The organism is Streptomyces sp. NPDC030840 (assembly GCF_055572015.1).
In genome coordinates, this window is record NZ_JBVIEE010000016.1 from 141493 (window position 1) to 163045 (window position 21553).

A 21553-nucleotide genomic window follows, 5' to 3' on the forward strand; every position below is an offset into this window, starting at 1 on the left:
CATGGCCGCCACCCTCACCGCGCAGGCTCCTGCCCGTCCGCGCAAGCTGCTGGCTTCGCGCCGGACGCGGGTCGGGATCCTCTACGCGCTGCCGGTCGTCGTCTATCTGCTGGTGCTGTTCGTCTACCCGATCTTCTCCACGCTGCTGCTCAGTCTGAAGGACGCCGACGGTTCGTTCACGCTGCACTGGTACGCCGACGCGCTGACCGGCGTGAACCTGTCGGTGCTGTTCACCACGCTGCGGATCTCCGCCGAGACAGCGGTCCTCAGCCTGGTCTTCGGGTTCGTTCTGGCCCAGGCGATCTCCCGGCTCAAGCCCATGCTGGCGGGTTTGGCGATGCTGGTCGTGGTCGTGCCGCACTTCGTCAGCGCCCTGGTGCGCACGTATGGCTGGATCATCATGCTCGGTGACAAGGGCCTGGTGAACGAGACCCTGGCCGCCATGTCGGTCCCCGGCGCCCCGTTCCAGCTGCTCTACAACGAGCTGGGTGTGGTGATCGGCACCACCTCCATGATGCTGCCCTACACGGTGCTGCTGCTGTACGGCGTGATGCGTGGGGTGGACCGGCGTCTGCTGGCGGCCGCGGCCAGCATGGGCGCGGGCAAGGTGACCATCTTCCGCCGCGTCTATCTGCCGCTGGTCGCCCCGGGCCTGGCCAGTGCCGGACTGCTCAGCTTCATCCTGTCGCTGGGCTACTACATCACCCCGGCCCTGATGGGCGGACCCCACCAGACGATGATCGCCACCCTCATCAACCAGCAGGTCACCAAGGAGAACCAGTGGAACGGGGCGGCCGCGCAAGGCGTCATCCTGCTGGTCCTCACCCTGGCCGGACTGCTGCTGGTCAAGGTCGTGACCTCGCTGGGTGCCAGCCGTAGGAAGAGGAGCGCGTCGTGATGGAGCTGCGCAAGTCCCTCGCCGGGCGGATCGCCCTCACGGCCGTGGCCACCGTGATCCTGCTGTTCCTGGCGCTGCCGATCGTGGTCATCCTGGTCACCTCCTTCAGCAACAACGCCTTCGCCTCCTTTCCCCCGGAGGCGTGGACGCTGAACTGGTACAAGGCCCTGTTCGCCGACGGCAGCAAATGGCCCGCCGCACTCTCCCTGAGCGCCCTGGTCGCCGCGCTGAGCACCGTGTTCTCCCTGATCATCGGGGTGACCGCGGCGACCGCCCTGGTCCGCAGCGAACTCCCGCTGCGCTCCGCGGTGTTCGCGCTGGTCCTGGGACCGCTGGTCATCCCCCAGATCGTCACCGCGCTGGGTCTGTTCCTGCTCTTCGAGCCGGCCGCGATGCTGGGCAGCCCGATCGCCATCGCGCTCGGCCACACCGTGCTGGCCTCACCGATCGCGGTGCTGATCCTGATCGCGACCCTGCGCGGGATCGACGAACGCCTGGAGGACGCAGCGGCCAGCATGGGCGCGGGCCGGCTGACGATCGCCCGGAAGATCACCTTCCCTCTGGCGGCGCCGGGCATGATCGCGGCGGCGATCTTCTCCTTCATCACCAGCTTCGACGAGTTCTACATCTCCCAGTTCCTCTCCTCGGTCGACACCGTCACCCTGCCGGTGCGGGTCTACAACTCCCTCACCTTCGAGATCGACCCCAGCGTCACCGCCGTCAGCGCGCTCCTCACCGCCTTCGCCATCCTCGCCCTGGGCCTGGTGGCCCTGGTGCGCTGGCTCGGCTCCGGACGGCAGGGTTCCCTGCTCTCGGTCGAGAACACGGCAGGGGTCGCCAACCCCGGAGGCGAGGCCGTATGACCACCACCACCGCTCAGCCGACCGCGGCCACCGCTCAGCGGCACCTGCTGCTGAACATGACCGCCAACGGCTCGCTCGGCCCGGACGGCGAGGACCTCCTCGTCGTGCGGCGAGGGGAGGGCCCGTACGTCGACGACGCGGACGGCAGACGCTACATCGACGGACTGTCAGGGCTGTACTGCTGCCAGCTCGGCTACTCCTACGGTCCCGAGTTCGCCGAGGCCGCCGAACGGCAACTGCGCGAGCTGTGCTACAGCCCGCTGTGGACCGGCTCGGCGCACCCGGCGGCGATCGAACTCGCCGAGCGGCTGTCCCGGATCGCCCCCGTCGACATCGAGCACACCTTCTTCTCGAGCGGTGGCGCCGAAGCCGTCGAGACCGCCTGGAAGATCGCCCGCCGCTACCACGCCCTGCGCGGCGAGCCGGGCCGCACCAAGGCCATCGCCCGGCGCGGCGCCTACCACGGGCTGACCATCGGCACCCTGTCGTTCACCGACGACCCCGGCCTGACGGAACCGTACGGCCCGCCGGCGGTCGACACCCGGTTCGTGTCGAACACCAACCGCTTCGGGCTCGCACCGGAGTTCGCGGACGACGAGGTCCACACGGCATGGCTGCTCGCCGAGCTGGAGGCCGCGATCCTGGCCGAGGGCCCGGAGACCGTAGCGATGCTCATCGCCGAGCCGGTGCAGAACCGGGGCGGCTGCATCACCCCGCCCGAGGGGTACTGGCAGGGGTTGCGGGCGCTGGCCGACCGGTACGGCTTCCTGCTCGTCGCCGACGAGGTGATCACGGCCTTCGGCCGGGTCGGGGAGTGGTTCGGCGGTGACCTCTACGGGGCCCGCCCGGACATGGTCACCGTCGCCAAGGGCATCACCGCCGGATACGCCCCGATGGGCGCGACCCTGGTCAGCACCAAGGTCACCGAGGTCATCAACCGGCCCGGCGCGGTCCTCAACCACGGCTACACCTTCGCCGGTCACCCGCTGAGCGCGTCCATCGCCCTGCGCAATCTGGAGATCATGGAGCGGGACCGGATCCTGGACAACGTCCGTGCTCTCCAGGGCGATCTGGCCAAGCGCATGGCGGCCCTCAAGGACCTGCCGATCGTCGGCGACGTCCGCGGCACCGGGTTCTTCTACTCGTGCGAACTCGTCGGCGACCTCGACGGCGGCGGCTTCAGTGACCTGGCCCGCGCCGAACTGATCGTCGAGCTGATCCCGCGCCGACTGCGCGAAGCCGGCCTGCTCGCCCGCGTCTACAACCGCTCCGCGCCGCTGGTCCAGATCGCGCCGCCGCTGATCAGCGACCGCGCCGTCCTCGACCGGCTCGCCGCGATCATCGCGGGCGTCCTCGCCGAGGCGTCGGCCCGCATCTGATCCACGTATCGGAAAGGATTCACATGTACTCCATCGGTCCGCTGACCGTCGCCCCCGGCGAACGCGCCCAGGGCCTCATCCCGGTCGGCACCAGCAGCTACGGCGTGGAGCTCGGTATTCCGCTGATCGTCGTCAACGGGGCCCAGGACGGCCCGGTCCTGTGTGTGGACGCGGGCGTGCACGGCGACGAGTACGACGGCCAGGAGGCCATACGGCGCGTGCTCGCCGAGATCGACCCGGCCACCCTGCGCGGCACCGTCGTCGGCATCCCCTGCCTGAACACCCCGGCCTTCGAGGCGGCCGCCCGCGCGAGCGGCATCGACCACCTCAACCTCAACCGCATCTTCCCGGGCGACGCGGAGGGCTCGTACTCCCAGCGCCTGGCCGCCACCTTCGTCGAGCAGGTCGTCCCCGTCGTCGACGCCGTGGTCGACCTGCACACCGGTGGCGCCTATGGCGAGATCGCCCCGCTGGTCATCCTCCAGGGCGGTTACGAGGACCTGGCGACGGACATCGCCCTCGCCGCCGGGCACGAGCTGGTCTGGAAGGGCGGCAAGTGGGGCGGCACGGTCCGCCACCCCGTCCTCGAGGCCGGCAAGCCCGCCATCACCATCGAGTGCGGTGGCGCCACGTACCGCGAGGCCAACGTCGAGCACCACATGCACTCGATCCGCAACATCCTGCGCCGGCTCGGGATGATCGAGGGTGAGGCGGAGCTGCGCGAGAGCTACACGACCGTCTCCGGCACCTTCGCCCGGTCCGCCGCCGGCGGCTTCTTCGTCGCTCACGCCGAGCCGGGGGAGACCTGCAAGGAAGGCGACAGAATCGCCACCATCACCGACCACTACGGCAACACGCTGGAGGAGGTCACCGCACCGCAGGAGGGCATCGTGCTCTGGGTGCGCCGGATCCGTACGGTCCGTCCGGGCGACGAGGTCGTCATCTTCGGTGAGGTGCAGGGGGAGATCCGGCCATGAGCGGCGAACTCGAGCTGACCGAGCTGCTGATCGACGGCAAGCACAGACCTGCCGCCGACGGACGCTCCTTCACCGTCCTGGACCCGTCCGACGGCACGGTCATCGCCCAGGTGGCGCTGGGCGGCAAGGCGGACGTGGACCAGGCGGTGGCCGCGGCGAGAGCGGCCCTCACCGCCCCCGAGTGGGCCCGGATGCGGGCCGCCGACCGGGGCAGGATCCTGTACCGGATCGCCGAGGCCATCCGCTACCAGGGTGAACGGCTGGCCCGGCTGGAGAGCCAGGACGTCGGCAAGCCGCTCCGCCAGGCCAAGAACGACGTCGAGGCGGCGGCCCGCTACTTCGAGTTCTACGCGGGCGCCGCCGACAAGCTCGGCGGCACGACGATCCCTCTGGGCCCCGGCCTGATCGACTACACGGTCCGTGAGCCGATCGGTGTCTCCGGCCAGATCATCCCGTTCAACTACCCGCTGCAGAACACCGCGCGCGGCTCCGCCCCCGCGCTGGCCGCGGGCTGCACGGTGGTGCTCAAGCCGTCGCCCGAGGCGCCGCTCACCCCGCTCGAGATCGGCAGGATCGCCCTGGAGTGCGGTCTCCCGCCGGGCGTGCTGAACGTGGTCCCCGGTGACGGCGAGACCGGAGCGGCCCTCGCCGGCCATCCGGACATCAACCAGGTCACCTTCACCGGCTCGGTTCCCACGGGGATCAAGGTCGCCCAGGCCGCCGCCGCCAACGTGGTGCCGTCGGTCACCGAGCTGGGCGGCAAGTCGCCGGTCGTCGTCTTCGCCGACGCCGACTTCGACCTGGCGCTGACCGCGGTCGCGGCCTCCGCCTTCGGCAACGCGGGCCAGACCTGCTCGGCCGGTACCCGGCTGCTGCTCCAGCGCGGCGCCGAGGAGTTCCTCGAGAAGCTGGTCGCGCACGCCGCGTCCCTGCGCGTCGGCCCGGGGCTCACCGACCCGGACGTCGGCCCGCTGGTCGCCGCCCGGCAGCGCGACCGGGTGCTGGGCTACCTGGACGTGGCCCGGCAGGAGGGCGCGACGATCCCCGTCGGCGGCGCTCCCTCCGACCCTGCCCTGGCCGACGGCTACTACGTCGCGCCGACCGTCATCACCGGCCTGACGAACGACGCCCGGTGCGCCCGCGAGGAGATCTTCGGACCCGTCGTCACCGTCATCGAGTTCGACGACGCCGAGGAGGCGCTGGACATCGCCAACGACAGCCCGTACGGCCTGGCCTCGTACGTCTGGACGCGTGACATCGACAAGGCGATGCGGCTGGCCGAGGGCATCCGGGCCGGTCAGGTCTACGTCAACGCGACCGGGGTCGGCACCGGTGTCGAGCTCCCCTTCGGCGGCTACAAGCACAGTGGCTGGGGCCGGGAGAAGGGCCTGGCAGGCCTGGACAGCTACCTGCAGACCAAGAACGTCTGCATCGGGTTCGGGAGCCGGTCATGAGATACCGCACCCTGGGCGAGCGTGGCCCGGCCGTCTCCGTGGTCGGCGTCGGCGGCAACAACTTCGGCTCCCGCCTCGACGAGGAGGGGACGAAGGCCGTCGTCCACGCGGCCCTGGATGCCGGGATCACCCTCTTCGACACCGCCGACATGTACGGCGGGTTCGGCGAGAGCAGCAGCGGGCGCGGCGACGGCGAACGGCTCCTGGGTGCCGCCTTGAAGGGGCACCGGGACGATGTCGTCCTGGCCACCAAGTTCGGTATGGAGATGGGGCCCGAGGCCGACCTGTACGGCCGGCGGGGCGCCCGCCCCTACATCCGGTACGCCGTCGAGGCGTCTCTGCGCCGCCTCGGCACCGACCGGATCGACCTGTACCAGTACCACGAGCCGGACGGCGTCACCCCGCTGGACGAGACCGTCGCCGCGCTCCAGGAACTGGTGGACGAGGGCAAGATCGGCTACATCGGCTGTTCCAACCTCGCGGCCGACCGCCTCACCGACGCCTTCGTGTCCACCCAGGCCCGCTACCACCTGCTCGACCGCGGTGTGGAGCAGGACCTGATCCCCGCCTGCCTGCGCCACGGCGTCGGCCTGCTGCCCTACTACCCGCTGGCCAACGGCCTGCTCAGCGGCAAGTACCGGCGCGGCGAGCAGCCCCCGTCCGGCAGCCGTCTGTCCTGGCGGCATGGCTGGCTCACCGACGCCGCCCTAGACAAGGCCGAGGCGCTCACCGAATACGGCGCCGAACGCGGCCTGACCCTCCTCCAGGTCGCGATCGGCGCACTGGCGGCCCTGCCCGCCGTCGGCTCCGTCATCTGCGGCGCCATGACCCCCGAACAGGTCACCGCCAACGCGGCGGCGGCCGACTGGATCCCCGACGCGGCCGACCTGGCCGCCCTGGACGCGATCGTCGCCCCCGGCGCGCGCGTCGTCTGAAGTCCCACTCCGTCTGGAAACTCTGCAAACCCGCGAGACTGAGGCTGAACATCATGCGAGAGATCGTCACCTTCGACGCCTATGCGACCCTGATCAACTTCGAGCTCGGTCCCACGACCCTGAAGGTGCTCGAGGACCGGCTTGACCTGGACAACCTGGACGTCGACGAGTTCCTCGACGACTTCCGCGTCATGCGCTTCCAGGCCGTCCTGGAGGCCTACCGCCCCTACCACGAGATCCTGCACTCCAGCCTGCGCAACGCCATGCGCCTGCACGGACTTGAGTACCGCGAGACCGACGGCGAGGCCCTCGTGGACGCCGTCCCCACCTTCGGCCCCTGGCCGGAGGTCCCCGCGGCCCTGCGGCAGCTGAAGACCAAGTACGAGATCGCCATCATCTCCAACACCGACGACAACCTGATCGCGCGGAACGTCGAGAACATCGGCGTCGATTTCGACTACGTCATCACCGCCCAGCAGGCCGGTGCCTACAAGCCGGACCGCCAGGCCTTCAAGCACGCCTTCCGGACCATGGGTGTCGAGCCGTCGCAGGTCATCCACGTCGCCCAGGGCTGGGAGTACGACCACATCCCGACCCGCGACCTGGGCCTGAAGCGCCGGGTGTGGATCAACCGCTACGGCCGCAAGGGCAGCGCCGACTACCAGCCCTACGACGAGCTGCCCGACCTGTCGGGCCTGCCGAAGCTGCTCGGCTGCTGACCGACGGCTCACCGGCGAAACAGAGCGAGAAGACAGAGGACGCACGCCATGAAGCAGATCCCCTACTGGATGGACACAGCCCCCGCCCTGCCCGACCGTTCCGGGAAGGACCTGCCCGACGAGGCGGACGTGGTGGTGATCGGCGGCGGCCTCACCGGCCTGTCCACCGCTTACCACGCCGCCCGCAAGGGTGCCCGGGTCGTCCTCGTGGAGAAGGACCAGGTCGGTTCGGGCGCCTCCGGGCGCAACGGCAGCCACTGCAACCCCGGCATCACCATCAGCCCGGCCCAGGCCCGCCAGCGCTACGGGCAGGAACGTGCTCGCGAGCTCTACGACGCGTTCCGCGTCGCTGTGGACCTTGTCGAGGAGATCGCGGTCAGGGAGGAGATCGACTGCGACTTCCACCGTGCCGGGCGCCTCGGCTTGGTCTGCAAGCCCAAGCACCTCGAGGGCATGCACGCCAAGCAGCGCGACCTGGCCGAGAACTTCGGCCACGAGACGGTCGTCCTGAGCAAGAGCGAGCTGCGCGCCGAGCTGGGCTCGGACCACTACCACGGCGCCCTGCTCGACCCGCTCGGCGCAGCCCTGCACGTGGGCAAGTTCGTCGTCGGCCTGGCAGACGCCGCCGAGCGTGCCGGTGCCGAGATCCACGAGCGCAACGCCGCCACCGGCCTCACCCGCCTCCCTGGCGGCGGCTTCGTGGTGGAGACCATGCGCGGCACCATCCGTGCCAAGCAGGTCATGGCGGCGACGGATGCCTACACCGACAATTCGATGCCGTGGTTCCGCAAGCGGCTGATCAACGTCGGCAGCTTCATCATCGTCACCGAGCCGCTGGGGGAGGCGCGCGCCAAGGAGCTCATCCCCAACGGCCGCCTGCTGGTCGCCCATAAGAATGTCGGCAACTACATCCGTCTCACGCCGGACAACCGCCTCGCCTTCGGCGGCCGGGCCCGATTCGCCCCCTCCAACCCGGCGTCCGACGTCAAGAGCGGTGACATCCTCAAGCGGGAGATGACCGAGATCTTCCCGCAGCTGGCGGGGGTGCGCATCGACTACGTGTGGGGCGGCATGGTCGGCTTCTCCTGGGACCGCATCCCGCACGCGGGTGACGTCAACGGCCTGTACTACTCCATGGGTTACTGCGGCCACGGCGTCCAGATGGCCACGTACATGGGCCGCGCGGTCGCCGAGATGATGGACGGCAATCCCGAGGCCAACCCGATGCGCGGCTTCGGCTTCCCGAAGGTGCCCGTCCCCTTCTACAACGGCACACCCTGGTTCCTGCCGTTCGGCGGCGCCTACTACAAGGCGAAGGACAAGCTGCTCTGAGCCGACGCCGACGGCGGTGACACCACGGGGACTTCCCACGAAGCGGTCGTGGGAAGTCCCCGCCGTGTCACCGCCGCTTCCCCACTCCGTACCCCATGCCCCGACCCGTTCCGAGAGAAGGCCCGCACCGCCATGACCGCCCCAGCCACCCGCAGCGAGCACGACCTGCTCGGCGACCGCGAGGTCCCCGCCGACGCGTACTGGGGCGTGCACACCCTGCGCGCCCTGGAGAACTTCCCCATCACCGGAACGCCGATCTCCGCCCACCCCTACCTGATCGAAGCCCTGGCCGCGGTGAAGGAGGCCGCCGCCCTGGCGAACGAGGAACTGGGCCTGCTGGAGCCGGGGAAGGCGGCCGCGATCGTCGCGGCCTGCCGGGAGATCCGCGCCGGAAAGCTCCACGACCAGTTCGTCGTCGACGTGATCCAGGGCGGCGCCGGCACCTCGACCAACATGAACGCCAACGAGGTCGTCGCGAACCGGGCGCTGGAACTGCTGGGCCGCGAGAAGGGCCAGTACGCGTACCTGCACCCCAACGAGGACGTCAACCTCGGCCAGTCGACCAACGACGTCTACCCGACCGCGATCAGGGTCGCGACGGTGTTCGCGGTACACGGTCTGCTCAAAGCCATGTCTGTGCTCCAGGACGCCTTCGCCGCCAAGGCGGTCGAGTTCCGCGACATCCTCAAGATGGGCCGCACCCAGCTGCAGGACGCGGTGCCGATGACGCTGGGTCAGGAGTTCTCCGCGTACGCGGTCATGATCGAGGAGGACCGCGGCCGTCTCGCCGAGGCCGTGGAGCTGATCCACGAGATCAACCTCGGCGCCACCGCGATCGGCACCGGCCTCAACGCCCCCGCCGGATACGCCGAGTCCGCGCGCCGCCACCTCGCCGCGATCACCGGGCTGCCCCTGCTCACCGCCGTCAACCTGGTCGAAGCGACCCAGGACTGCGGCGCGTTCGTGCAGATGTCGGGCGTGCTCAAGCGGATAGCGGTCAAACTCTCCAAGAGCTGCAACGACCTGCGCCTGCTGTCCTCCGGTCCGCGCGCCGGGCTGGGCGAGCTCAACCTGCCGCCCGTGCAGGCGGGTTCGAGCATCATGCCGGGCAAGGTCAACCCGGTCATCCCCGAGGTCGTCAACCAGGTCGCCTTCGAGGTCATCGGCAACGACGTCACCATCACCATGGCCGCGGAGGCCGGACAACTCCAGCTCAACGCCTTCGAGCCGGTGATCCTGCACTCGCTCTCGGAGAGCATCACCCACCTGCGGGCGGCCTGCCTGACACTGGCCGAGCGCTGCGTGGACGGCATCACCGCCAACACCGACAGGCTCCGCGCGACCGTGGAGAACTCCATCGGCCTGGTCACCGCCCTCAACCCGCACATCGGGTACACGGCCGCCACCGACATCGCCAAGGAAGCCCTCGCCACCGGCCGGGGAGTGGCCGAACTCGTCCTGGAACGAGGCCTGTTGCCCGCCGGGACGCTCGCCGGCCTGCTCCGGCCCGAGGCCGTCGCGGGAGCAAGGCAGGCCTTGGCCTGACGGTCTGACGGTTGGAGGGTCTGAGGGGTTGAGGGTCTGACGTCGATCTCATGGACTGAGATCTCACTGACCTGGGTGAAGTTAAGTAAGGGTTACCTTATATGCTGCGATCAACCCTCCTTCACCCGCACGACAGGACCCCCATGCGTACGACCTCCCGTGGCCTCTTCGCGGCGCTCGCCCTCACCCCGCTGCTGGCCGGCTGTTTCGTATCCGGCGAGCAAGGCACGGGCCCTGAAGGCGGGTCTGCCGGTCGGCTGAGGGTCGCGCTCGCCCGGCCGCCGGTGCAGGCGCTGTCCCCGTACAGCGACGACGCGACCTTGCTGGGCAAGCTTTCCGTGGTCGAAGGACTCACCGCCCTGGACAAGAACGGCGCCGCAGCCCCCGCGCTGGCGAAGTCCTGGAAACAGAACAACCCCACGACCTGGACCTTCGAACTGCGCAAGGCCACCTTCCAGGACGGCACGCCGGTCACCGCCGAATCCGTGGTCAACGCCCTCGACCACGCGGACGCCGCAACGCCCAAGCCCCGCGTCCTCAGCGACGTGACCCTCACCGCGAAGGCCGACGACGCCGACACGGTCACCATCAGCACCAAGGCCGCCGACCCGGTGCTCCCGCTGCGGATGGCCAGCCCGGTGCTGGCCATCCTCTCCGCCAAGGCGTACGCGAAGGACGGCACCGCCAGCCCGATCGGCACCGGAACCGGCCCCTTCAAGGTCACGAAGCTGACCGGTAAGTCCAAGGCCACGCTCGACCGTTACGACGGCTACTGGGGCGGCAAGGCCAAGGCGCCCGGCATCGACGTCACCTGGATAGCCGACGGCACTGCCCGCGCCAACGCCCTGCGCAGCGGCGACGTCGACATCGCCGAATGGATCCCCACCTCACAGGCGAAGCTGCTGGACGCGAAAACCCGTCACGAAGTGCCCTCAGTACGAACCGACAGTCTCATCCTCAACACCGGCAACGGCCTGTTCACCGACCCCGCGCTGCGCGCGGCGGCCCGCGAGGCCGTGGACGGCTCCGCCCTCGTCGACTCGATCTTCGGCGGCTACGCCGACCCCGCGCAGGGCCTGTTCGGACCCGCCGTGTCCTGGACGGTCGACAAGCGCGTCGACGTCACCGGCCGCGCCAAGGCCGCGACACCCGCACAGGTCAGGTCCAAGACGAAGGGCAAGACCCTGCGTCTGGCCGCCTTCACCAACCGCGCGGAACTGCCCGAGGCCGCCACCGTGCTGCAGCAGCAGCTGGAGCAGGCCGGGTTCACCGTGAAGCAGGACGTCCGCGAGTACACACAGATGGAGGCCGACCTCCTCGCCGGCAAGTACGACGCCCTCGTCATGTCCCGGGTGGTGCTCCTCGACACCGGCGACGCGGTCGCCTACCTGGCCAGCGACTACACAAGCAACGGCGTGTACAACATCGCCCGCCTGAAGGACCCGAAGGTGGACCAGGCCATCAAGTCCGCCGCCGGGGAAAGCGACGTGACAAAGCGGCAGCAGAAGATCATGGCCGCCGAGGCGCAGATCCTGCGCACCGACGCCGTCGTCCCGCTCGTCCACGAGAAGGTCATCCAGGGCATCGCCACCGACGTCGAGGGCGTGCTCCTCGACCCGCGCGAGCGCTCCCTGATCGACGTCGACACCCACCTGAAGTAGAGGCCGATGAGCGTTACGTCGGCCGGTACCGAGGCCCGCCCGTCCCGGTGGCACGCGGGTCTGGGCCGCCTCACCGCCGGGGCCGCGCTGCTGACGGCCGTGGCCATGCTGCCCTGGCTGTCGGGGAACGACCCCGCGCTGACGGTCCTGCGGGCCCGCTCCGCCGACCAGGACCCGACCCCCGCGCAACTGGCCGCCGTACGTGAGCAACTCCGCCTGGACGAAGGGCCGTTCACTCACCTCGCAGACTGGCTCGGTGGACTGCCGCAGGGCGACGCGGGCACCTCCTGGGTGTCGGGCGAAGCGGTTCTCCCCCAGGTGACGGCGGCCTTCGCGGTCTCCCTCACCTTGATGCTCGGCGCGCTCGTGGTCACGATCGCCGTGGCCGCACTGGTCGGCGCCCGCACCCTGTACCTCGGCTCCCGGCGACGGCTGCACCGGGGGAGAGGGGGCGCCGGGGCCGCCGTCCTCGCCGCGCTGCCCAAGTTCCTGCTCGCCTCCCTGCTCGCCACCGTGTGCGGAGTGTGGCTGGGCTGGTTCCCGTCGAGCGGCTGGGAGGGGCCGCCGTCCATGGTGCTGCCCGCGCTCGCCCTCGGTGTCCCGTCCGGGGCGATGATCGGCGGTCTGCTCGACCAGTCGCTGCCCGCCGCGTTCAACGAGCCGTGGGCGCGGACCTGGCACGCCTACGGGTTCGCGCCCGGCCACATAGCCCGGCACGCGCTGCGCCGCACGCTGGCCGGCGTCCTCCCGCAGCTCCTGCCGACCGTGGTGGCGCTGGTCGGCGGTGCCGTCGCGGTGGAGAAGATCTTCAACATCCCGGGGCTCGGCCGGCTCGCCCTGGAGGCCGCCATCGCCCAGGACTTTCCGCCCCTGCAGACCGTGACGCTCGCCCTCATTCTGCTGGGCATCGCCGCGGGCCTCCTCATCCAGGCCCTGCGCCGCGCTCTCCTCGGCCCGGCCCTGCGGGACGGGGCCCTGCCCGCCCTGCACGCGCCGGCCCTCCCCCGGGGGCGCTCCACCCGCTGGGCCGCCGGAGCCTGTGCCGTCGCCCTGCTCACCCTGGTCGTCGCCGGACTGCTGCGCGACCCCCTCCACGTGGACACGGCGGCCCGGCTGCTCCCGCCCTCGGTCGCACACCCCCTGGGCACTGATTCCCTCGGCCGTGACCTGCTCGCCCGCCTGGGCCACGGTGCGCTGCGTACGGTGGGCACGGCCCTCGCGGTGACGGCGGTCTGCACGGTCACCGGGCTCCTCCTCGGCATGGCCGCACAGGTGGGCGCGGGCCTGACGGAAGTGGTCGCGACGCTGCCGGTGGTTCTCGCCGGACTGCTGACGACCGCGGTGACAGGGCCGTCGGCCTGGAGTGCCGCGTGCGCGGTCTGCCTGGTCGGCTGGACCCCCTACGCGGCCCAGGCCTCGGCCCTGCTCGAACAGGAACGGGCCAGCGGGCACATGCTCGCGTCCCTCTCCTTCGGCGCCGGCCCGACGTACCTGCTCCGCCACCACCTGCTGCCCGCCGTACTGCCCGCCGTACTGCGCAACGCCCTCCTGCGCCTGCCCACCACGGTCCTCGTGCTGGCCTCCCTCGGCTTCCTCGGCCTGGGGGAGCAGCCGCCCACCGCGGAGTGGGGCCGCCTGCTGTCGGAGAACCAGCCGTACGTGGAACTGGCGCCCTGGACCGTACTCGGCCCGGCCTGCGCACTCGTCCTGCTCTCCGTCCTCGCCGTGTCCGGTACGGCGTCGGCAGGGACCGGACACCGACCGCGGCGCTCGCCCTCCGCCATGTCCCCGGTCGTCGGGGTGAGTTCGCCCGGGGAGTGAGGCGAAAGCCCGGCGGCCGCGCGGGCCGGTCGTGGTCCTCGTCGACGGTGCGGGCAGGACGCTGAGCGATTTGTGGCGATATTTTCTGTTTGGCCGATCGGGTGAGGGTTAGTCGACGGGGAGAGAGGGCCGCACCTGCCAGGGGCAGGCGGTTCCGGTCTCGGCGCCCGTGGGGGCGGAGCGCGGTGGGGTGCGTACCGATGCCGCGGACGGTCGGGGTCCTGACCGAGATCCATGGGCGGCGTCCCCGAGATGGAGGAACTCATGAGTGACATGGCGAATGAGGGTGCCGGGCGTGCTCAGCAGGCCGGGCAGACGGCGAAGCAGGAGGCGTCGGCCACGGCCGGCCGGGCGAGGCAGGCGGCGGGCGAGGTCGCCGGAACGGTCACCGAGCAGGCGAGGGCCGTAACCGGTGAGGCCCGGGAACAGGCCGGCGCGGCAGCTCGTGAGCTGCGCGGGCGGGTCACCGAGCAGGCCGAGAGCCAGACCAGGCGTGGGGCGGAGGCCCTGCGGCAGTGGGCGGACGACCTGTCCGGCCTCGCGGACAAGGCGGACGGCGAGTCCTCCGCGAGGACCCTGGTGACGCAGATGGCCGACCGCGGTCACCGTGCCGCCGACTACCTGGACAAGCAAGGTGCGGAAGGCCTGGTCCAGGACGTGCAGGACTTCGCCCGGCGGCGGCCGGGAGTCTTCCTGGGCGCGGCTGCCCTGGCGGGGCTGGCCGTCGGGCGGCTGGCCAAGGCCGGCAGCAAGGCCGACGGCTCTCGTCCACGGCCGTCGGCGCTGCCTCCGTCCCAGGGTGAGCAGGGCCTGCCCGCGGCGGGCGTGCCACCGGAGCTGCCGGGCCACCGGGGGGTCTGAGATGTCGTCGTTCTCGCCGCGGTCCCCGCAGTCGGCGGGCCAGGTCGACCAGGACAGCTCGGTGGGTGAGCTGCTGTCGTCGGTGACGTCGGACGTGCAGCACTTGTTCCGGCAGGAGGTGAAGCTGGCCAAGGCCGAGGTTCAGGAGGAGGCCACCAAGGCGGGCAAGGCCGCCGGGATGTTCGGCGGGGCCGGGTTCGCCGGTTACATGGTGGCCCTCTTCGTGTCGCTGGCGGCGATGTTCGCCCTGGACAACGTCATGGACCTGGGCTGGGCCGCGCTGATCGTCACCGCGGTGTGGGCGCTGGCCGGTGCTTTTCTGTACCGCAGGGGCCGTGACCGGATGCGGACCGTCTCGCCGAAGCCGGAACAGACCATGGAGACACTGAAGGAGGACATGCGATGGGCACGGCACCCGACCAGGTAAGGGCCGATATCGAAAGAACCCGGGAACGACTGTCCGAGGACGTCTCCCGGCTCGCGGACCGCGCCCGGCCGCGCAAGATGGCACGGCGTCGGGCCCGGCGTGTCCGGGGCGCGCTGTCGGGGATGACAGAGCGGGTGATGGGCACGGCGTCCGAGGCGACCGGTCGGGCCACCGACCGGACGCGGCAGGCCGCTCAGTCGGTTCAGGAGTCCACCGGGCAGGCCACGGACACGGCACGTCAGGCGGCGGGTGAGGTCACGGACACCGCGCGTCAGGCCGCCCAGCAGGCGGGTGAGGCCGTACGGCAGGCCCCTGAGCAAGCGGTGCGGCAGACGCAGGGCAATCCGCTGGCGGCCGGTCTGATCGCCTTCGGCGCCGGACTGCTGACCGCGTCCCTGCTGCCCGCCTCCGAGGCCGAACAGCAGGCCGCGAGCCGGCTAGCCGACCGGGCCGGAGAGGCGGTCGAGCCGGTCAAGCAGGCCGCGCTGGACTCCGCCCAGCAGCTCAAACAGGACGCGACCCAGGCCGGCCGGCAGGCGGCGGAGGAGGTCAAGGGCACTGCCGGCGAGGCCGCCCGCAGCACCGCGGAACAGGCCAAGGACCAAGCCGGGCAGGTCACCGACCAGGCCCGCCAGTCCGCCCGGACCACGGCCGACGAAACACGCAGGCAGTCCGGTTCGTAGAACGCCGCCGCACGGACAACGTCAGTCGGCGCGGCGGGCGCGGTGACCAGATGGTGACCCGAAGGCGCCACCACGTCGCGTCGTCACTGCCAGTCGAGAGGGTCGCGCCGTGTCTGGAGCCGCTGCCAACAGCGGTGGACGTGACGCTCGGCGTCCCGGACGGCGAGGAAGGCCGCGTCATCCGGCACCTCGGCCGCGGCGGACGCTGTCCCGTCCGCACGGTCGTCCCGGCGGCGGTCGCCGCGGTGACGGCGCCGAAGCGCTGGGCCGGCGCCATGTCGGTGGCGCCGGCGGGTGGCGATCCATGGGGCGGTCAGGAGGATGCCGATGGCCGCTGCCGCGGCCAAGACGGAGATCACGTGCTGAGCGGACACGGTGGTGTGGGTCTTTCCGTGGGGGGAGCGATGCGGACGAGGGGTGCCGGTACCAGGTGGTACCGGCACCCCTTGGCGTGTCGGGTCAGCCGGGCCGCGTGGCGGTCGGGTGACGGCCGGCGGCGGCGCCGGGGGTGTCCTCGTCGAGGCCGAGGACCTTCCCGGCCTGCCCGAACGCGGCGCCGGCGAGCACGCCGCCGGCGCCGAGAGCCGGACCAACCGGCTTGAAAGCCGGAGCCTTCACGGCTCTCACCGCTTCCGGCGGCAGGCCAGCCACACCACGACGGTCACGCCGACGGCTGTCAGCAGCACGCCGCGGTTGTCCCGTGCCAGCCGCGCCCCGTGAGCCGTCCTGTGCCGTACCGGCTCCGGCGCCTTGTCCTCCCACAGCCGGCCGGCTTGAGCCGCTTTCGCGCGGGCCTGCCCGGCGACGCGGACGGTCCTGTCCTTGACGGGATCGGGCACGTTGTCCTGCGCCTGGTGTGCCAGGTCGGCTGCCTTGGCCTTCAGCTCGCCGGCCTTGACGGCGACCTGTTCCTTCAGCTCGCCGGCCTTGGCGGCGGCCTGCTGTGTGACTTCGGTGGCCTTCACCTGGGCCCGCGCCTTGACGTCGGTCCGGGCCGCGAGCGCCCCGACTGTCCGACCGAGCTCTTCGCGGGTCTGCTCGACCTGCTCGCGCAGCTCCTCGGGGTCGGAGGCGGTCTTCTCGTCGTGGGGCGGCTGGGTCATCGGTGAGCACTCTCCTTGATTGCGGCCACGTCGGCCTTCACGTTCTCGATCGTCTGCTCGGGTGCCGGCGGAGCGGCCTGGCTGACCTGCTTCCTTCCGTTCAGGGTCAGCACCGCGGCGATCACACCCAGCACCGCGGTCACGATCAGTGCCGCCGCCCACACCGGCAACGGCACGGCCAGCGCGGCGATCGCGGTGGCCACCAGGGCCTGCGAGGTGAGGAAACCCACCAGCCCGGCACCGTCGAACAGCCCCCCGCCCTTGCCGTAGCGCCGGCCTTTCTCCTTCATCTCCGCCTGTGCCAGGCGGAGTTCGCCACGCACCAGCTCCGTGAGCTGGTGCGACGCCCGCTGCACCAGCTCGCTCACCGGCTCCTGGTCGGGGCCGGGCGCCCCTGGGCCAGGCCCGGTGTGCTGCGGCCGCGTACTCGACACGGCGATCACCTCCCATCCGTCTCGTCCAGCCCGCCGGCCCGCCCTCCTGCGGTTCCGGCACTCGGGCAGCCACGCGAGTACCCAGGACAGCCCAGCTCAGGGCAGTTAGGCGCGGCTCCTGCACAACTCGTTCACCACCGAAGCCGGTGCCTCAACAGCAGCACGGGAGCGCGGCGGGTGAGCCAGGCGCTGGTCAGGCCGATGGCGGCGCCGGTGGCCACGTCGCTGGGGTAGTGGGCACCCGACTGCACCCGCTCGACGGCCACCGCGGCGGCGGGCACCGTGCACAGAGCACCGGCAAGCGGCCAGGAGGGCGCGACGGCGGCGGTGAAGGCGACCGCGGCGGCCGTGTGTCCGGAGGGGAAGGAGGACGAGTCGGGGCGGTCGTCGACATCGTCGTGCGGGATCCAGTCCTTGGGCGGCCTGGGCCGGTCGGCGACCTGCTTGCACAGGCCGTTCGACAGCAGCTGGGCCACTGCCAGGGCGGCCAGACCGGCCGCCGCGGCCTTCCGGCCGCGCAGGCCGCCCAGCCACGCCATCGTCGCCGCGGCGCCGCACCACAGTTTCGTGCTCTCCGCCGCCTCCTCCACCGCGGACAGCACCCTGCCGATCCGCGGCGGGATGCGGGAGGCCGCCTGCTGCGTCAGAACCCGGTCGGCGTCGAGCGCCCCCGTCAGCAAACTCATGTACTGCGGGTATCCCGAAGTGCCACGACTCAAGCGGGGAGGCCCCCTGCGCCGCCTCTCGTCTGCCTCTCGTCCGCCTCTCCAGGGTGATCACGGCTCGTCCAGCCGGCGCAGGTCCTCCTCGTCCCACGTCCTCGTGTCGCGCGGTTCGGTGTACGGCTCCTGGTCCGACGGCAGGCCACCCGCGACAGCCCGCTGCCGTACGGTCTCCGCGTCGAACTCCAGCCCCAGCAGGATCGCCAGGTTGCTGATCCACAACCACACCAGGAAGACGATGACGCCCGCCATGGTCCCGTACGTCTTGTTGTACGAGGCGAAGTTGGCCACGTAGAAGGCGAACCCGGCGGAGGCGACCATCCAGATCACCAGGGCGAGGAAGCTACCCGGAGTGATCCACCTGAAGCCCTTCACCCGCGCGTTCGGGGCCGCCCAGAACAGGAGGGCGATCATGCTCGTGACCAGCAGCGCGAGGACGGGCCACTTGGCGATCGACCAGACCGTCAGCACCGTGTCCCCGATCCCGAGGGCGGTACCGGCCTGACGGGCGATGCCGCCGGTGAAGACCACGATCAGCGCACTGGCCACCGCCAGCAGCATCAGCACGACCGTCAGCCCGACCCGTACGGGAAGGATCTTCCACACAGGCCGGCCCTCGGGCATGTCGTAGACCCGGTTGGCGGCGCGGATGAACGCCGCCACGTACCCGGATGCCGACCACACCGCGAGCGCCACGCCGACGATCGCCATGACGGAGCCGGTGCCGGCGTTTCCCTGCAGTTGCTCCACGGCCCGGCTGAGGATGTCGCGCGCCGAGCCGGGGGTGAGCTGCTTGAGGTTGTCCAGCACCTTGTCGGTGGCCGACTTGCCGGTGAGGCCCAGCAGTGACACCAGGACCAGCAGTGCCGGGAACAGCGACAGCACCCCGTAGTAGGTCAGCGCCGCCGCGCGGTCGGTCAGCTCGTCGTCCTTGAACTCCCGCACCGCGCCCTTGAGCACCGCACGCCAGGCACGCTCCGGCAGCTTCGTCGGCGCGTCCGGGGCCCGCCGCTCCACCTCGGGTCCGGGTCCGGCCTCCTCGGGGGCCGGCACCCCGGGTGCCCGGGTCTCGTTGACGCCTTGGGGGTTCTTACGCCCTGGAAGATGCAGCCTTGCCATGCACCCCCGGGTAACCCGGGACCGATGGCCTACGCCACCGGGCCGTCGGCGGGGCGAGGCGGTCACCAGCGGACGACCGCGGCCACGAACAGCCGCGGTCTCGTGCCCCTTCCGGGCTGACGGCGAGAGCCTCTCAGGCAGCCGTTGCGCCGACCGTGCCACGCCGGTGAACACCGGCTCCCTGAACGGCCGGGCGGCCCGCCTCCAGCACCGCCGCCTGACGGAGGGACAACACCCGTGCCAGTTCGACGAGTTCCTCCGCGGTCGGCCGGACCGGGCCGGCGGCCCCGTCCGCGACGAAGGCCCTGACACGAGGCCCTCGGATGTCGGCGGCGTACGCGACAGCCGCCACACTCCGGTGCTGCCGGCGCATCGCGTCGCGAAGTATCCGGGCCAGCCCGTCCATCTCCTGTCTCCTTCTCCGTAGAGGTGCCGACTCTCCGTGGCTGTGCCGAGCGGTGCTCGGGCGGGGCGCCCGCCCCGCGACCGCGGCACCAGGACCGTCTCATCCGTGTTCCCACACCCGTCGGCGCCATGACCTTCCCACTCGCCCCCACACGAGGTGAGCGGCGACAGGCGGGCGGGTAGACGGGGCCGCATGACGGAAGTGGTACAGGCGGGACTGTGGGGACTGGTGGCGGGATCGGCGTTGCTGATCGGTGCCGTGCTCGGTTACGGGCTGCGGGTTCCGCAGAAAGTGATCGCCGTCGTGATGGCGTTCGGCGCCGGAGTGCTGTTGTCGGCGGTCTCCTTCGAACTGGTCGGAGAGGCGTACGAGCAGGCGGGGTTGGCTCCGGCAGCCGTCGGCACGCTCGCCGGCGCCGTGGCCTACACGGTGGGCAACGTATGGCTGGCCCGCCGGGGAGGCCGCCACCGCAAGCGCTCCGGCCACCAGCAGGCCCAGCCGTCCGAAGCCCAACACGGCGGTTCCGGGACGGCACTGGCGCTCGGCGCGCTGCTCGACGGTGTTCCCGAGTCCGCGGTCATCGGCGTCAGCCTGCTCGACGGCGGCGCGGTCAGTCTGGTGACCGTGGCAGCGGTGTTCATCAGCAACGTCCCCGAAGGACTGTCCAGTTCCGCGGGCATGAAGAAGGCCGGGCGGGGCAGGGCGTACGTCTTCGGTGTGTGGGGCGCGATCGCGGCGGCCAGTACCGTCTCCGCCGTCCTCGGTTACGGCGTGGTCGGGAACTTCTCGCCGTCCGTGATCGCCGCCGTGACAGCGGTCGCCGCCGGAGCGATCCTCGCCATGATCGCCGACACGATGATCCCCGAAGCGTTCGAGGACACCCACCTCGCCATCGGCCTGATCACCGTCTGCGGCTTCCTGGTCTCCTTCGCCCTCTCCCACACCTGACCGTCACGGTCACGCGGCCACCGCCGGGTGTCGTCCGCGGTCTGACGAGGTACTACTGGGCGCTGGTGCGGGCCAGTGCCTCCAGTGGACCCGCGAGGACGGGGGAGAAGGCGAGTTCGGCGGCGCCGATGAGCACGGCGTCGTCGCCGAGTCCGCCGACGCGCAGTCGCAGGTTCTCGCGGGAGGCCGTGAGGGCATGGCGATTGATGCGGCTGCGTATCTGGGCAGCCGACCCGAGATACACCTCGCGGAGCGTCCCGCCGAAGATGACGGTGCGGGGGTTGAAGATGTTGACCAGGGTGGCGACGCCGATGCCGAGCCAGTCGCCGATGTCCTGCAGGGCGGCGCGGGCGGTGATGTCACCCCGGTCGGCGGCCTCGACCACCGCGCGTACGGCCTCCCGGCCGGTGGGCGAGGGATCGCGCTGTGCGGCCTGGAGCAGGGCCTGCTCGCCGGCCTCGGCTTCGAGGCAGCCGTGCGCACCGCATCCGCAGCGTCTGCCGCCGCGCGGGTTGACGACCATGTGCCCGACCTCGGCGCCGTATCCGCTGTCGCCGCCCAGGAGTTGGCCGCCAGTGATCACGCCGCCGCCTATGCCGATGTCCCCGTGCAGGTACACCAGGTCCTGGCAGCCGGTGCCGGCACCGCGCAGGTGCTCGGCGAGGGCGCCGAGGCTGGCCTCGTTCCCGACCGAGACGGGAAGACCGAGACCCAGCCGACGGGTGAGATCCTCGCCGAACTCCTCGTGCTCCCAGTCGATGTAGGGCGCGGCACGGACCAGGCCGTCGGGGCGGCGCACCATCCCGCGAACGGCGGCGCCCACGCCGACGCAGACGGTTCCCTTCCGCGCCGCGTCCACCAGGTGCCGGGCGAGGCCGGCGAGGATCTCGGCCACGTCACCGGCGCCGCGACGAACCGGATCCGTGCGGGTCTCCCTCCGGTCGAGGAAGACTCCGCCGAGGCCGATGCGCGCGGCGGCCAGCCGGTCCACGCCGACGTCGAGGGCGAGCACGTACACCTGGTCGGTCTCGGGCCGTACCACCAGGGACGGCCGGCCCGCCCTGCCGGTGTCACGGGGCAGTTCCTCACGGACCAGGCCGACCGAGGCCAACTCGCTGACCAGGCCGAGGATGGTGCTGCGGTTCAGGCCCATGCGGTCGGCCAGGACCGCCCGCGACATGGACCCGCCGATGTGCACATGGCGGAGCAGGGTGCCGAGATTGTGCCGGCGGATCTCCTCCTGTGAGGGACCGGCTTTCATGCTGC

23 protein-coding genes are annotated in these 21553 nt (G+C 71.2%); 15 read left to right on the forward strand and 8 right to left on the reverse strand.

Annotated features, from left to right (window positions below; translation table 11 throughout):
• The first annotated feature begins 1 nt into the window (after position 1).
• From ACZ49J_RS30020 to ACZ49J_RS30085, 14 genes are all read left to right on the forward strand, one after another.
• On the forward strand, positions 2 to 898 hold the full coding sequence (locus ACZ49J_RS30020; RefSeq protein ID WP_467453344.1) for an ABC transporter permease: 897 nt from the start codon (positions 2 to 4) through the stop codon (positions 896 to 898).
• On the forward strand, positions 898 to 1761 hold the full coding sequence (locus tag ACZ49J_RS30025; RefSeq protein WP_467453474.1) for an ABC transporter permease: 864 nt from the start codon (positions 898 to 900) through the stop codon (positions 1759 to 1761). Before ACZ49J_RS30020 ends, ACZ49J_RS30025 begins: the two co-directional genes overlap by 1 nt.
• The gene (locus tag ACZ49J_RS30030) at positions 1758 to 3140 is read left to right on the forward strand and encodes an aminotransferase class III-fold pyridoxal phosphate-dependent enzyme (protein WP_467453343.1); all 1383 of its coding nucleotides are present in this window, start codon (positions 1758 to 1760) and stop codon (positions 3138 to 3140) included. The genes ACZ49J_RS30025 and ACZ49J_RS30030 overlap by 4 nt, the downstream gene beginning before the upstream one ends.
• A 23-nt stretch (positions 3141 to 3163) precedes the next feature.
• Positions 3164 to 4117: a succinylglutamate desuccinylase/aspartoacylase family protein gene (locus ACZ49J_RS30035; RefSeq protein ID WP_467453342.1), complete on the forward strand. Its 954-nt coding sequence runs from the start codon at positions 3164 to 3166 to the stop codon at positions 4115 to 4117.
• A complete protein-coding gene (locus ACZ49J_RS30040; protein ID WP_467453340.1) occupies positions 4114 to 5571 on the forward strand; it encodes an aldehyde dehydrogenase family protein in 1458 nt (485 codons plus the stop codon). The genes ACZ49J_RS30035 and ACZ49J_RS30040 overlap by 4 nt, the downstream gene beginning before the upstream one ends.
• Complete coding sequence (locus ACZ49J_RS30045) at positions 5568 to 6506, forward strand: aldo/keto reductase (protein ID WP_467453339.1); 939 nt, start codon at positions 5568 to 5570, stop codon at positions 6504 to 6506. Before ACZ49J_RS30040 ends, ACZ49J_RS30045 begins: the two co-directional genes overlap by 4 nt.
• Before the next feature lie 53 nt (positions 6507 to 6559).
• Positions 6560 to 7225, forward strand: coding sequence for a haloacid dehalogenase type II (locus ACZ49J_RS30050; RefSeq protein ID WP_467453337.1), 666 nt, complete (start codon positions 6560 to 6562; stop codon positions 7223 to 7225).
• Positions 7226 to 7273: 48 nt separating this feature from the next.
• Positions 7274 to 8557: an NAD(P)/FAD-dependent oxidoreductase gene (locus ACZ49J_RS30055; protein ID WP_467453335.1), complete on the forward strand. Its 1284-nt coding sequence runs from the start codon at positions 7274 to 7276 to the stop codon at positions 8555 to 8557.
• Positions 8558 to 8689: 132 nt separating this feature from the next.
• On the forward strand, positions 8690 to 10102 hold the full coding sequence (aspA, locus tag ACZ49J_RS30060) for an aspartate ammonia-lyase (RefSeq protein WP_467453333.1): 1413 nt from the start codon (positions 8690 to 8692) through the stop codon (positions 10100 to 10102).
• Between the two features lie 143 nt (positions 10103 to 10245).
• A complete protein-coding gene (locus ACZ49J_RS30065; RefSeq protein ID WP_467453332.1) occupies positions 10246 to 11763 on the forward strand; it encodes an ABC transporter substrate-binding protein in 1518 nt (505 codons plus the stop codon).
• Between the two features lie 6 nt (positions 11764 to 11769).
• Positions 11770 to 13584 (forward strand): ABC transporter permease subunit, encoded by a 1815-nt coding sequence (locus ACZ49J_RS30070; protein WP_467453331.1) that lies wholly within the window; start codon positions 11770 to 11772, stop codon positions 13582 to 13584.
• Positions 13585 to 13848: 264 nt separating this feature from the next.
• The gene (locus ACZ49J_RS30075; protein ID WP_467453330.1) at positions 13849 to 14445 is read left to right on the forward strand and encodes a hypothetical protein; all 597 of its coding nucleotides are present in this window, start codon (positions 13849 to 13851) and stop codon (positions 14443 to 14445) included.
• Position 14446: 1 nt separating this feature from the next.
• Complete coding sequence (locus ACZ49J_RS30080) at positions 14447 to 14872, forward strand: phage holin family protein (RefSeq protein ID WP_467453329.1); 426 nt, start codon at positions 14447 to 14449, stop codon at positions 14870 to 14872.
• Positions 14848 to 15555, forward strand: coding sequence for a DUF3618 domain-containing protein (locus tag ACZ49J_RS30085; protein ID WP_467453328.1), 708 nt, complete (start codon positions 14848 to 14850; stop codon positions 15553 to 15555). The genes ACZ49J_RS30080 and ACZ49J_RS30085 overlap by 25 nt, the downstream gene beginning before the upstream one ends.
• 83 nt (positions 15556 to 15638) lie before the next feature.
• Here the strand turns inward: ACZ49J_RS30085 and ACZ49J_RS30090 are convergent, their stop codons facing one another.
• The 7 genes from ACZ49J_RS30090 to ACZ49J_RS30120 all read right to left on the reverse strand — a co-directional run bounded on the left by ACZ49J_RS30090 (position 15639) and on the right by ACZ49J_RS30120 (position 19339).
• Entirely contained in the window at positions 15639 to 15914 is a 276-nt protein-coding gene (locus ACZ49J_RS30090; RefSeq protein WP_467453327.1) for a hypothetical protein, read from the reverse strand.
• Positions 15915 to 16014: 100 nt separating this feature from the next.
• On the reverse strand, positions 16015 to 16173 hold the full coding sequence (locus ACZ49J_RS30095) for a hypothetical protein (RefSeq protein ID WP_467453326.1): 159 nt from the start codon (positions 16171 to 16173) through the stop codon (positions 16015 to 16017).
• A 5-nt stretch (positions 16174 to 16178) separates the two neighbouring features.
• Positions 16179 to 16658: a DUF3618 domain-containing protein gene (locus tag ACZ49J_RS30100; protein ID WP_467453324.1), complete on the reverse strand. Its 480-nt coding sequence runs from the start codon at positions 16656 to 16658 to the stop codon at positions 16179 to 16181.
• Positions 16655 to 17026: a phage holin family protein gene (locus ACZ49J_RS30105; RefSeq protein ID WP_467453322.1), complete on the reverse strand. Its 372-nt coding sequence runs from the start codon at positions 17024 to 17026 to the stop codon at positions 16655 to 16657. The genes ACZ49J_RS30100 and ACZ49J_RS30105 overlap by 4 nt, the downstream gene beginning before the upstream one ends.
• A gap of 197 nt (positions 17027 to 17223) precedes the next feature.
• On the reverse strand, positions 17224 to 17778 hold the full coding sequence (locus tag ACZ49J_RS30110) for a phosphatase PAP2 family protein (RefSeq protein ID WP_467453321.1): 555 nt from the start codon (positions 17776 to 17778) through the stop codon (positions 17224 to 17226).
• A gap of 90 nt (positions 17779 to 17868) precedes the next feature.
• Positions 17869 to 18933, reverse strand: coding sequence for a YihY/virulence factor BrkB family protein (locus ACZ49J_RS30115; protein ID WP_467453320.1), 1065 nt, complete (start codon positions 18931 to 18933; stop codon positions 17869 to 17871).
• 133 nt (positions 18934 to 19066) lie between these two features.
• Positions 19067 to 19339, reverse strand: coding sequence for an XRE family transcriptional regulator (locus ACZ49J_RS30120; RefSeq protein ID WP_467453319.1), 273 nt, complete (start codon positions 19337 to 19339; stop codon positions 19067 to 19069).
• A gap of 192 nt (positions 19340 to 19531) precedes the next feature.
• Here ACZ49J_RS30120 and ACZ49J_RS30125 point away from each other — a divergent pair, with 192 nt between their 5' ends.
• Entirely contained in the window at positions 19532 to 20287 is a 756-nt protein-coding gene (locus ACZ49J_RS30125; RefSeq protein ID WP_467453318.1) for a ZIP family metal transporter, read from the forward strand.
• A gap of 52 nt (positions 20288 to 20339) precedes the next feature.
• On the opposite strand, the gene ACZ49J_RS30130 is transcribed toward ACZ49J_RS30125, so the two are convergent.
• Positions 20340 to 21548 carry an ROK family protein gene (locus tag ACZ49J_RS30130; RefSeq protein WP_467453317.1) on the reverse strand — a complete coding sequence of 403 codons (1209 nt, stop codon included), beginning with the start codon at positions 21546 to 21548 and terminating at the stop codon, positions 20340 to 20342.
• Positions 21549 to 21553 lie beyond the last annotated feature (5 nt).

What these genes read in the sequence shown, in the direction of transcription:
- ACZ49J_RS30080 (WP_467453329.1), top strand. Translation starts at nt 14,447, where the DNA reads ATGTCGTCGTTCTCGCCGCGGTCCCCGCAGTCGGCGGGCCAGGTCGAC.
- ACZ49J_RS30100 (WP_467453324.1), bottom strand. Translation starts at nt 16,658, where the DNA reads ATGACCCAGCCGCCCCACGACGAGAAGACCGCCTCCGACCCCGAGGAG.
- ACZ49J_RS30045 (WP_467453339.1), top strand. Translation starts at nt 5,568, where the DNA reads ATGAGATACCGCACCCTGGGCGAGCGTGGCCCGGCCGTCTCCGTGGTC.
- ACZ49J_RS30065 (WP_467453332.1), top strand. Translation starts at nt 10,246, where the DNA reads ATGCGTACGACCTCCCGTGGCCTCTTCGCGGCGCTCGCCCTCACCCCG.
- ACZ49J_RS30130 (WP_467453317.1), bottom strand. Translation starts at nt 21,548, where the DNA reads ATGAAAGCCGGTCCCTCACAGGAGGAGATCCGCCGGCACAATCTCGGC.
- ACZ49J_RS30125 (WP_467453318.1), top strand. Translation starts at nt 19,532, where the DNA reads ATGACGGAAGTGGTACAGGCGGGACTGTGGGGACTGGTGGCGGGATCG.
- ACZ49J_RS30070 (WP_467453331.1), top strand. Translation starts at nt 11,770, where the DNA reads ATGAGCGTTACGTCGGCCGGTACCGAGGCCCGCCCGTCCCGGTGGCAC.
- ACZ49J_RS30085 (WP_467453328.1), top strand. Translation starts at nt 14,848, where the DNA reads ATGGGCACGGCACCCGACCAGGTAAGGGCCGATATCGAAAGAACCCGG.
- ACZ49J_RS30120 (WP_467453319.1), bottom strand. Translation starts at nt 19,339, where the DNA reads ATGGACGGGCTGGCCCGGATACTTCGCGACGCGATGCGCCGGCAGCAC.
- ACZ49J_RS30030 (WP_467453343.1), top strand. Translation starts at nt 1,758, where the DNA reads ATGACCACCACCACCGCTCAGCCGACCGCGGCCACCGCTCAGCGGCAC.
- ACZ49J_RS30035 (WP_467453342.1), top strand. Translation starts at nt 3,164, where the DNA reads ATGTACTCCATCGGTCCGCTGACCGTCGCCCCCGGCGAACGCGCCCAG.
- ACZ49J_RS30055 (WP_467453335.1), top strand. Translation starts at nt 7,274, where the DNA reads ATGAAGCAGATCCCCTACTGGATGGACACAGCCCCCGCCCTGCCCGAC.
- aspA (WP_467453333.1), top strand. Translation starts at nt 8,690, where the DNA reads ATGACCGCCCCAGCCACCCGCAGCGAGCACGACCTGCTCGGCGACCGC.
- ACZ49J_RS30020 (WP_467453344.1), top strand. Translation starts at nt 2, where the DNA reads ATGGCCGCCACCCTCACCGCGCAGGCTCCTGCCCGTCCGCGCAAGCTG.
- ACZ49J_RS30050 (WP_467453337.1), top strand. Translation starts at nt 6,560, where the DNA reads ATGCGAGAGATCGTCACCTTCGACGCCTATGCGACCCTGATCAACTTC.
- ACZ49J_RS30110 (WP_467453321.1), bottom strand. Translation starts at nt 17,778, where the DNA reads ATGAGTTTGCTGACGGGGGCGCTCGACGCCGACCGGGTTCTGACGCAG.
- ACZ49J_RS30075 (WP_467453330.1), top strand. Translation starts at nt 13,849, where the DNA reads ATGAGTGACATGGCGAATGAGGGTGCCGGGCGTGCTCAGCAGGCCGGG.
- ACZ49J_RS30025 (WP_467453474.1), top strand. Translation starts at nt 898, where the DNA reads ATGGAGCTGCGCAAGTCCCTCGCCGGGCGGATCGCCCTCACGGCCGTG.
- ACZ49J_RS30115 (WP_467453320.1), bottom strand. Translation starts at nt 18,933, where the DNA reads ATGGCAAGGCTGCATCTTCCAGGGCGTAAGAACCCCCAAGGCGTCAAC.
- ACZ49J_RS30040 (WP_467453340.1), top strand. Translation starts at nt 4,114, where the DNA reads ATGAGCGGCGAACTCGAGCTGACCGAGCTGCTGATCGACGGCAAGCAC.